The organism is Devosia oryzisoli (genome assembly GCF_014837245.1).
Taxonomy (GTDB): Bacteria; Pseudomonadota; Alphaproteobacteria; order Rhizobiales; family Devosiaceae; genus Devosia; species Devosia oryzisoli.
Window position 1 is genome coordinate 169,943 of sequence record NZ_JACYFU010000005.1, and the last position, 9,410, is coordinate 179,352.

Consider the following 9,410-nt stretch of genomic DNA (forward strand, 5'->3'; position numbering starts at 1 on the left):
CGCTCACGCCTCGGACGCGCGCGCTTTCCACGCCAGGTCGATCATGACGAAGGCGATGGTCGCGAGGGTGAGCTTGAGGAAAAGAGCCAGTTCCCGGCCCTCCAGCCAGACCGGCCCACCGCGATGGGTCGCATGCAGACACACCAGCGCGAAAGCGAGCCAGGCGACGGCGCCGCAGATAAGCGATGACCAGACGTCTCGGGATGAAAGCTGCGGCAAGGGATGCTCTCCTGATAGGAGCGATCCTCACACGGCCAGCTCTCCGCCAAGTGAAATCAAACGATGCAAGTTTATCGAAGCTGGCAACCTGTGCTTCAAGCAGTCAGGGGCAGCCTTGGCTCCACTGATTCTCTGCAACGAGGCGAGTAATGAAATACGCTCTTCGCATCTTCGGCCTTTTGGCTGTGGTCTTCGCGCTCTACGTGGTGGTGGGCGAGCAGCTGGTGGGCTCGAGTGGAGACGCCTATGTCAACACCCGCCTGGCCGTCATTCGGAGCCCGTCAGACGGCACCGTGCAGCTCTCGCTCGGCGAGGTGGGCAGCCGCGTGGAAGCCAATGAAGCCCTGGGCAGCATCACGCCCAAACCCGATGACGGCCTGGCCCTGCTCGGCCCTCAGCAGGAGCGCGCCATCTATTCGGCCGATCTCGAGACCGGCGGAGCAGCCTCGGGCGCAGAATCCCGACCGCTCTTGCAGGGACGCATCGCAGCGCTCGACCAGTTGATCGAGGATCGGGAGGCCCAAAGGCTCGCTTCGGCATCGACCGGCCTGCGCGCCCCGGCCGGCGGCATCGTCTGGAGCATCTCGTCCTACTCCGGCCAGCCGGTCGCTGCCGGCGATACCCTCGCCACGATCGCGGACTGCAGCACTTCGTTCATCCATGCCAGTGTCGACCAGGGGCTTTATAACCGCCTTTCGGTGGGCGACGCCGCACAGTTCCGGTTTCACGATGGCATCGCGCTCGACGTGACGGTGGCGCTTCTGGCAGGCACCGGTCCCCGCGCCCTTCTCGAAACGCTCGCCATAAACCCGTCCGGGCGCCTCCTCGAGGGGTATTCGGTATTCCTGGCCGCACCTGGCCTCGTCGAAGCGGGGTGCCCGCTCGGCCGCACCGGCCGCGTTGTCTTCAGCGCCGGTCCGCTCTCGGGCATCGGGGAGTGGTTCTCCGGGATCGGCCTTTGATGGTTCTCTTTCCCGATTGGCTGGTCGCCTGGATGCCCAGCCTGCTCGTCATCGGCATTGGCCTTGGCATCGCACCGCTCCTGCCGCGGTCCAATGGCTGGATGCGCCTCGCCATGATGCTGGTCGCTGGTTTTTTCTCGTTACGCTATCTGACATGGCGGGTGACGGAAACCATCGCGCCGCCCGGTTTCACCCTCGATGCCTTTGTTAGCTGGTCATTCGCTTTCATCGAAGCGATGACCATCGTCTCGAGCATCTCCGCCTTTCTGGTCCTTTCGCGCCACCGCTCGCGCAGTGCCGACGCCGATGCGAACCTGCCCTGGGTTGAAACGGCCCAGCCGAGCGTGGCCATTCTGGTGGCGACCTACAATGAGGAATGGCCGGTCCTGGAGCGCACGCTCGCCGGTGCGATGGCGAGCCAGTACGCCAACAAGACCATTCACGTGCTCGATGATGGCCGGCGCGACTGGCTGCGCGACAGATGCGCCGCGCTGGGGGTGGAGCACGTCACGCGCCCCGACAATGCGCACGGCAAGGCGGGAAACATCAATCACTTTCTGCGCCAGCTGCGCGAGCGCGGTAGAGAAGTTGACTTCGTTGCCGTGCTCGACGCCGATTTTGTCCCGCACCAGGATTTCCTCACCCGCACCCTGGCGCTCTTCGCCGACAGCAAGATCGGGCTGGTCCAGACCCCGCAGCACTTCTTCAATCCAGACCCTATCCAGCACAATCTGGGCATCAGCCGCTCCTATCCCGATGAGCAGAGGTTCTTTTTCGACCACATGCAGCCGGCCCGCGACGGCTGGGACATTGCGGTCTGCTGCGGCACCTCCTCGATCGTGCGCTGGACCGCGCTCGACGCCATCGGCGACTTCCCCACCGCCAGCGTCACCGAGGATTACATGTTGACCTCGGTCCTCAAGATGAAGGGATATTCCACGGCCTACCTCAACGAGCCCCTGAGCGAAGGCCTCGCTCCCGAAGGCCTCAAGGAATACATCACGCAGCGCTCGCGCTGGTGCCTGGGCCTCATGCAGATCGTGCGGAGTTCCGCCGGTCCATTCAGCCGCGAGCCGCTCCGCCTGCGCGACCGATGGAGCGTCCTCGATTCCTGCCTTTATTGGCTCACCACCTTCCCCTTCAAGATCGCCTGCATCGTCTACCCGCTGCTCTACTGGTACTTCGGCGTGACGGTTGTCGACGCCCGCCTCTACGACGTCATCAGCTATTTCGGCCCCTACTACCTGGCCACGATGATGTTCCTTAATTTCGTCTCGGTCGGCATGTTCGTGCCCATCGTCAACGATATCAGCCAGCTCGTCGGTGCCTGGGAGATCAGCCGGTCCGCCCTAACGGGCCTCGTCAAGCCACATGGTCACGCCTTCAAGGTCACCATGAAGGGTGGCGACAGGGATCGTATCGTCATCCAGTGGCCGATCATGCGGCGGTTTCTGGCCGCCTTCGTGCTGACCGTTGTCGGCCTTCTGATTGGCCTAACGTCCGATTATCTCTTCGACGCCCATGCGGGGGAAGGCAAGGCGGTGATCCTCTTCTGGACGCTCTACAACCTGCTTGTCCTGGCCGGCACCATGCTGGTCTGCGTAGAGCTGCCGCGGACCGCATCCATCCTGCGCTCCCGCCCCGAGCAGGTGGAGGTCGTGGTAGACGGCCGGCGCCGCATGGCCTGGCTCACCGACATCCACGCCGAAGCGCTCCGCTTGCGTGGCCTGTCGCTCCCGCTCGGCACCCGGTTTATCTGCCGCATCCCGGAGGTGGGCGAGGTCGAGGCCGAAGTGACCCTGTCGCTCGATGCCTCGCTGGACGCCAGCATCGCTCTCACGCCGGCACAACGCGAAGACCTGATCGAAAAGCTGCACACGCGCAGCGGCGTCCCGGGGACGGCCGCGGTTGCCGCGGCAGGGCTCGGAGCCGGGCTATTGCGCCGGATTATCGCTGGAACCGTGCGCTGACGGTTTGGCGCTGGCTTCGGCATTGCGAGACTGCAGCAGCACGACGGCATCGGAGAGGATGGTCGCCTCCCGGAACCGGCGATGCTGGCGCACGAACGGCGTCGGTTCACCGTGGGCGAGCCGCTGCAGATTTTCGGCCAGGGAGCGCAGCGGCCGCAGGATCAGCGCCGTGACGCTGCCGAAGACCACCAGCACCAGTAGAAAGATTCCGAGGGCGGCGGCCAGCATGCGCGTGCGGTAGCCGTTGTCCGCCCCGTCTATGAAGCTCTGATCGAGCCGGGCGATCATGTTCCAGCCGAACGAAGGAAGTGTCCCGTAGGTGACCTGGGGGACGGTCGCCGTGAGGTAGGTCTGCCCATCGGGCCAATTCTCCAGTTCCGTGGTCTTTACCCCCAGCGTCGCCGCGCGAAAACTTCTGAGGCGGGAAATATCGCCCTCCGCAGGGTCAGTCTGCAGCACCACGTCTCCCGAGCGGCTGACGATGAAGGTGTGCAGTTGCAGAACCTGCGAGGCCTCGGTCACCAGCTGCTCCACCCATTTCCAGTTGATGTGTGTCCCGATGACCCCCACCACCGCGCCGCTGCCGTTGCGGATCGGGGCTGAAAAATCGATGAAGCGGATGGGGTCGTCATTGTTCGTCTCCAGCAGCTTGGCGAGCAGCACCGCCTCGTGCACATCGCCCGCAAACGGCCCCGCGAGCCCCTGCTGGAACCATTGGCGCTGGCCCACGCTTTCGCCCACCAGCATGTCCTGACTGGCGGCGAGCACCGTGCCGTTGCGGTCGGCAACGCCGATCCACGACATCTTGCCGATATCCTGCTCAAGCCTCGCAACGACCGCCTCGGCAGCCTTGACGTCCAGATCGCCTGGGGCCTGTTCGGCGGCCCGCTCCACCCGCTGCCACTCCTCATGGAGCGACCGGCTGAGGAACGTCCCCAGCGCCTGTGTCCGAACCCGCACGGACTCACGGGAGGTTGCCGCACTATAGCTGGTGAGGTTGGTATTGAAGATCAGCGCAAGGGCGAGGAAACCCCCGGCAAGGATCACGCCGAGGACCAGGAAAAGCAAAGAGCGGAGTTTCATGCGGTTGCCTTCTCTCGAATCGCGAAAAGCATGCGCGATCCATCCGTCAGGAAAACCCATGCGGGGCAGACAGGCTTAATGAACCGTTAACACCGCCAGCCCGTGGCCCCTATCCCAGCGCCGATTGCTCGCGGCAGATTCGATCCACCAGCGCGTCGAAGTCAGCCCGCGGCGGCCGGTGCCGTTCCAGACGCTGCTGGAGGTGCCGGATGGGTTCCTCAAGGATGGTCTCGAGATCCGGCGCGCAGGTGAAATCGCCCGCGACCCGTTTGACCTTGGAATTGTCGAAGAGCGCCGTCCACGACTTGTCGCCCATCAAGGGCCCCTCCCATTCGGGGACATAGCGCACCAGCGTATCGGTCGGCACATGGACGATATTCGCCTCAACGCCCAGCGCCCGCCCAATCGCGCGCTGGATGTCGTCCCAGATATGGGCCCGATCATTGGTGATGTGGAAGATCTCGCTCAGGCTGGCGGGCGTGCCGAAGAGCCCCACGAAGGGAACGGCGAAATCCTTCGAGCGCGTCAGCGTCCAGGGCGTACGGCCATCCCCGGCGACGATGGTCGGCTCTCCCTCGAGCATCCGCCGCGCCATCACATCGGCATCCCCGATCATCACCGGCAGCCCGGTGCGCACCGTGTGGCTGGGGCGCACAATGGTCCAGCCGAGCCCGCTCGTGCCGCGCAACAGGGTTTCGCAGGCGATCTTGTCCTGGCTGTAACGCCAGTAGGGGTTGATCGCCGGCGTCTCCTCCGTAATCACGTAGTGCCGCGCCGGCTTTTCGTAGACGGAGGCGGAGGAAATGAAGATGTACTGCCCGCAGTGGCCGGTGAAGATGTCGATATCGCGCTGCACCTGATCCGGCGTGAAGGCGATGAACTGCGCCACCACGTCAAAATGCTCCTCGCCGAGCCGCGCATACTCGGCCCCGCCCAGTTCGCCCACGATGGAGGTGACACCGGCCGGCAGACCGGCATCGCGCCTGCCGCGGTTGAACACGCTGACCTCGTGCCCCCGCGCCACCGCCTCCTCGACGCAGGGCAGTGAAATCTGCCCCGTGCCCCCGATGAACACCACCCGCAACGCCATCTCATATCCTCCGCTCGTTAAGGCGATTGGAGCGGTTTCCTGCCCGCACCGCAAGGCCTGTTGGACGCCGCCACCCTGTGCGGGAAGGACGCCCAGCACGATTTCATCAAGCCCTGCTGATAGATGCGGCAGGCCCCGTGCGGCCCGCCACAGCACGCTTGCGCAACGTCTTCGCCTTGACGATGAGACGCCGGTAACGCTCTACCAGCCTGCTGCAGACCTTCGCCTTGCACGGGTGGGCGACGCCGATCTCCACCAGATGCTTGGCCTCGTCCCAGAGGACCTCCACCACCGCATCGTGCTGACTGAGCTTCGGCACCTGCCGCTCCCACACCCTCAGCCGTGCCGACGAGTGGGCGAGGCGAAAATCGAGCTCTTCAGGAGAAAACATGGAGGCCTCCGGATCAACACCGACGGCCAAAGTGTTCGGGCGCAATTTTGTTGCGGGGCCCAATGGGAGATGCTGAACAAACCCTTAATTCTTGCCCGGCACCCGACTTCTCGTCCCGCCAGCGCTTGGCGGCACGCAGCTTTTCGACAGCGTACCCGAGGACGACGACCTCATCGCGCTTGCGCTCGAGGCGTTGCCGTCGCACACCCACCAGGGCATTTTCGCCGACAACGCCCAGGCCCTCTACTGGACGTGCTAACCCCATCAAGGAGGTCGCCCATGCCATTGCTTTCCGAGGACGCCAAGGGCGTCTACGTCATTACCGTCACGCCCTTTACCGAATCCGGTGAGGTGGACTGGGACAGCGTCGACCGCATGGTCGATTTCTATGAGGAAAAAGGCGTCACCGGCCTCACCATTCTGGGCCAGCTCGGGGAAGCACCGAAGCTGACGTCCGAGGAATCGCGCAAAATCGCCGAGCGGGTGATTGCCCGCGCCCACGTGCCCGTCGTGGTCGGCGTCAGCGCCCCAGGCCTCGCGCCGATGCGCGAACTGGCCGACTCGGTTATGGGCATGGGCGCCGCGGGCGTCATGGTCGCCCCGCCCTGGACCCTTAAGACCGATGATCAGGTCTACGCCTTCTACGCTTCGGTGGCCGAGGCGCTGGGCAAGACCCCGTGGGTGCTGCAGGATTATCCGCTCACCACCAACGTCACCATCGCCCCCAAGGTCATCGACCGCATCGTGCGCGACCTGCCCACCTGCGTCATGCTCAAGCACGAGGACTGGCCGGGCCTTGCCAAGATCGGCGCGCTGCGCGCCACTAGCGAGAGGGGCGAGACGCGCCGCATCTCCATCCTTTGCGGCAATGGCGGCCTGTTCCTGCCGGAAGAGATGCGCCGCGGCGCCGATGGCGCCATGACCGGCTTCTGCTATCCCGAAATGATGGTGGGCGTGGTCGAAAATTTTGCCAGGGGTGACGAAAACCGGGCGCACGACATCTTCGACGCCTACCTGCCCCTTGCGCGCTACGAACAGCAGCAGGGCATTGGTCTGGCCTCGCGCAAATATGTGCTCGCCAAGCGCGGCGTTATCGCCTCCCCCACCCTGCGCAAGCCCGGCGCGTCGCTCTCGAAAGCCGACATCGCCGACGTGGAAAACCTGCTCGCGCGTCAGGCGCGGCGTCTTACGGAGATCGGCGCATGAAACTGGGTCTTGAAGGAAAGCGCGCCGTCGTCCTCGGCGCCAGCAAGGGCCTGGGGGCCGCCATTGCCCTGTCACTGGCCAATGAAGGCGCCCATGTGATCGGCGCCGCCCGCAGCGTTGACGCCATTGCCGCACTGGACGCCAAGGTCGATCGCACGCTCGGCGGTTGGATAGAGGCGCTGGGGCTCGATCTCTCCGATAGCGCATCGGTCGACGGGTTCATTGCTGCCCTGGGCGACAAGGGTGGTATCGACATCCTCGTCAACAATACAGGTGGTCCACCGCCGGGCGAGGCCTCCACCCTGCCGCCAGACGACTACGCGAAAGCGTTCGCCACCATGGTGACGCCGCTCATGGCTATTACCCTCTCGGTGCTGCCCGGCATGCGCGCGCGCAAATGGGGCCGCATCGTCACCCTCACCTCCTCCGGCGTCGAGGCGCCAATTCCGCGCCTCGCTATCTCGAACGCCCTGCGCCAGTCGCTGGTGGGCTGGAGCAAGACGCTGGCTGCCGAAGTCGCCGTCGACGGCGTCACCGTCAATGTCATCGTCCAGGGCCGCATCCACACCGACCGGGTCGACCAACTCGATGCCGCAGCAGCCAAGCGGATGAACACGTCCGTCGAGGCGGTCAAGGCCCAATCGGTCAGCACCATCCCCCTCGGCCGCTATGGCCGCCCTGAGGAACTTGCGGACCCGGTCACTTTCCTCGTCAGCGACCGCGCCTCCTATATCACCGGCACCTTGCTGCGCATCGATGGCGGCATGATCAGGTCGATATAGACGGCGGCGGTCTGCACCAATCTCAGCGCCCTGGGTGATCGCGTGGCCGCGCTTGCCGGGACTACGCACGCTGACCCAGGCGCCGAGATTGTCGGATGTCGCGCTGCAGCAATTGAAGGCCAGCGTCGCGCAGACATGGGCCAGGTCTGCCACAATGCTATGGCGCGACGTCGAAGCTGTAACTGCCCTCGATCCTGTGGTCATCGGCGGAGACCAGCGACCAGTCCACCGTATAGGCTCCTGCAGGAAGATCGGTTGCGACGGTGATGACCATGGTCTTGTTGTCGTAAGGAGCAAGGCTCAATCGCTCTACTGCAATGGGGCGATCATCGTCGCCCTTCAACGTCACCTCGGCAAAGGAGAGCTCGATGCTTTCCGAAAAGGTCAGGCGCAGCTCCTTGGGGGCCGTGGTGCTCGCCTGGGAGGCTGGCACCGTCTCCAGCAGCTCCGCATGCGCGTAGGCCGGCAGCGAGGGTGCGGCCAGCATCAGGCCCAGGGCTGCGGCTGCCGACCAGCGGCGGATCCGTACCGGTTTCATTTGAGGCTTCTCCTTCATGCAAAACGGAAGACGCTGGCCCGGTTGGTCACGTCGTCCGTTCGATCAAGGCTTAGCGCCCCATCGGCTCGGGGTCCTTGATCGAGCGCAAGCTTGAATAGAGTAAGGATGAGATCCATCGGCACCTTGAGCGCCCAGCTCTCGTCGCGTTGTCTCGGACCGGCTGCAAGAAAATGTGGTTCTCCCCTCACCTTCCCTGCTACCACGAGCTTCAGGGCAATCGGAGGCGGCGGGACGCCTGTCGGTCAACGGGGGGGGGAAAGACGGTATGGCCAGGTTCTTTTTTGGAATGAACCAGTCGCTCGACGGCTACGTGGACCACGACCGGATGACGCCGCCAAGTCCCAGGCTCTTTCGTCATTTCATCGATCAGACGAACGGCCTCGCCGGCAGCCTTTACGGTAGGAACCTTTATGGCCTCATGCGCTATTGGGACGAGGACCAGCCGGATTGGGATTCCGACCATCACGCCTTTGCCCTGGCCTGGCGGAAAAATCCCAAGTGGGTGGTTTCAGGGACGCTGGAAAGCGTCGGGCCCAATGCCACCATCCTCGGCTCCGATCTTGAGGCCGAAGTGCGCAAGCTCAAGGCCGAAGTCAGCGGCGAGATCGAAGTGGGCGGCCCCATGCTGGCGCAGCGCCTGACGGAACTGGGCCTGATCGACGAGTACCGCATCTACCTCCACCCGGAGGTCCTTGGCCACGGCACCCCGTTTTTCGCCGCCGCCCGCCCGCCCCTTCGCCTGGCGAGCAGCGAACGGATCGATGATCACGTCATCCGCCTTTGCTATACCACCTGACGTCCGGCTCAAGGCTCGGGCGCCGAAAGCGCCGATCAATACAGCCTGAAGCACTGTGGCCTGGGCGTCGTCGGCCCTTTAAGGCGGCGGTGTCTGCAGTATGGGCGAAAAACTCCTTTGATACGCCTTCAAGGTTAGAGCTGATCGCCGAGATAGGTTTCCAGCGTGCCGGCCGTGCCCTGCGTCCATAGCGAACGGAGCGCTTTGGTGAACGCGTTGACGAAGTCCTTATTTCCGGCCAGTTCGCCGTAGATGTCGGTCATTTCGAGCCAGGCCTGGGGGTGCTCCTGAGCCTTTTTGGCCTGGGTGGTGAGGCGGTCCCAGCTGGGGTCGTTGGGTGCGATGACGGTGC

Annotated in this window: 12 protein-coding genes; 6 read left to right on the top strand and 6 right to left on the bottom strand. The window is 64.3% G+C overall.

The genetic code is table 11. The features are described from left to right. Positions 1-3 precede the first annotated feature (3 nt). Positions 4-219: a hypothetical protein gene (locus IC608_RS16980; protein ID WP_191777963.1), complete on the bottom strand. Its 216-nt coding sequence runs from the start codon at positions 217-219 to the stop codon at positions 4-6. A gap of 149 nt (positions 220-368) precedes the next feature. Between IC608_RS16980 and IC608_RS16985 the strand changes: the two genes are divergently transcribed. Together IC608_RS16985 and IC608_RS16990 are read left to right on the top strand one after the other, a co-directional pair. Beyond that, positions 369-1,181, top strand: coding sequence for an efflux RND transporter periplasmic adaptor subunit (locus tag IC608_RS16985; RefSeq protein WP_191777966.1), 813 nt, complete (start codon positions 369-371; stop codon positions 1,179-1,181). After that, a complete protein-coding gene (locus IC608_RS16990) occupies positions 1,181-3,151 on the top strand; it encodes a glycosyltransferase family 2 protein (RefSeq protein WP_191777968.1) in 1,971 nt (656 codons plus the stop codon). The genes IC608_RS16985 and IC608_RS16990 overlap by 1 nt, the downstream gene beginning before the upstream one ends. On the opposite strand, the gene IC608_RS16995 is transcribed toward IC608_RS16990, so the two are convergent. From IC608_RS16995 to IC608_RS17005, 3 genes are all read right to left on the bottom strand, one after another. Beyond that, positions 3,116-4,234, bottom strand: a complete 1,119-nt coding sequence (locus IC608_RS16995; protein ID WP_191777970.1) for a cache domain-containing protein — start codon at positions 4,232-4,234, stop codon at positions 3,116-3,118. The genes IC608_RS16990 and IC608_RS16995 overlap by 36 nt on opposite strands. Before the next feature lie 109 nt (positions 4,235-4,343). Beyond that, on the bottom strand, positions 4,344-5,324 hold the full coding sequence (locus IC608_RS17000) for an SDR family oxidoreductase (protein WP_191777972.1): 981 nt from the start codon (positions 5,322-5,324) through the stop codon (positions 4,344-4,346). A 106-nt stretch (positions 5,325-5,430) separates the two neighbouring features. Beyond that, positions 5,431-5,715 (bottom strand): hypothetical protein, encoded by a 285-nt coding sequence (locus IC608_RS17005; RefSeq protein ID WP_191777973.1) that lies wholly within the window; start codon positions 5,713-5,715, stop codon positions 5,431-5,433. A 91-nt stretch (positions 5,716-5,806) separates the two neighbouring features. Here IC608_RS17005 and IC608_RS17010 point away from each other — a divergent pair, with 91 nt between their 5' ends. From IC608_RS17010 to IC608_RS17020, 3 genes are read left to right on the top strand one after another with little or no spacing between them, the layout of a single operon-like run. Continuing rightward, entirely contained in the window at positions 5,807-5,974 is a 168-nt protein-coding gene (locus IC608_RS17010; protein ID WP_191777974.1) for a hypothetical protein, read from the top strand. A 20-nt stretch (positions 5,975-5,994) separates the two neighbouring features. Next, positions 5,995-6,921 carry a dihydrodipicolinate synthase family protein gene (locus tag IC608_RS17015; protein ID WP_191777976.1) on the top strand — a complete coding sequence of 309 codons (927 nt, stop codon included), beginning with the start codon at positions 5,995-5,997 and terminating at the stop codon, positions 6,919-6,921. Continuing rightward, positions 6,918-7,703, top strand: a complete 786-nt coding sequence (locus IC608_RS17020) for an SDR family oxidoreductase (RefSeq protein ID WP_191777978.1) — start codon at positions 6,918-6,920, stop codon at positions 7,701-7,703. The genes IC608_RS17015 and IC608_RS17020 overlap by 4 nt, the downstream gene beginning before the upstream one ends. 157 nt (positions 7,704-7,860) lie before the next feature. On the opposite strand, the gene copC is transcribed toward IC608_RS17020, so the two are convergent. Continuing rightward, positions 7,861-8,241 carry a copper homeostasis periplasmic binding protein CopC gene (copC, locus tag IC608_RS17025; RefSeq protein ID WP_191777980.1) on the bottom strand — a complete coding sequence of 127 codons (381 nt, stop codon included), beginning with the start codon at positions 8,239-8,241 and terminating at the stop codon, positions 7,861-7,863. 286 nt (positions 8,242-8,527) lie between these two features. Between copC and IC608_RS17030 the strand changes: the two genes are divergently transcribed. Further along, positions 8,528-9,058, top strand: a complete 531-nt coding sequence (locus IC608_RS17030; protein ID WP_191777982.1) for a dihydrofolate reductase family protein — start codon at positions 8,528-8,530, stop codon at positions 9,056-9,058. Positions 9,059-9,192: 134 nt separating this feature from the next. Here the strand turns inward: IC608_RS17030 and IC608_RS17035 are convergent. Continuing rightward, a partial coding sequence (locus IC608_RS17035) for a mannitol dehydrogenase family protein (RefSeq protein ID WP_486813320.1) occupies positions 9,193-9,410 on the bottom strand: 218 nt, incomplete at its 5' end.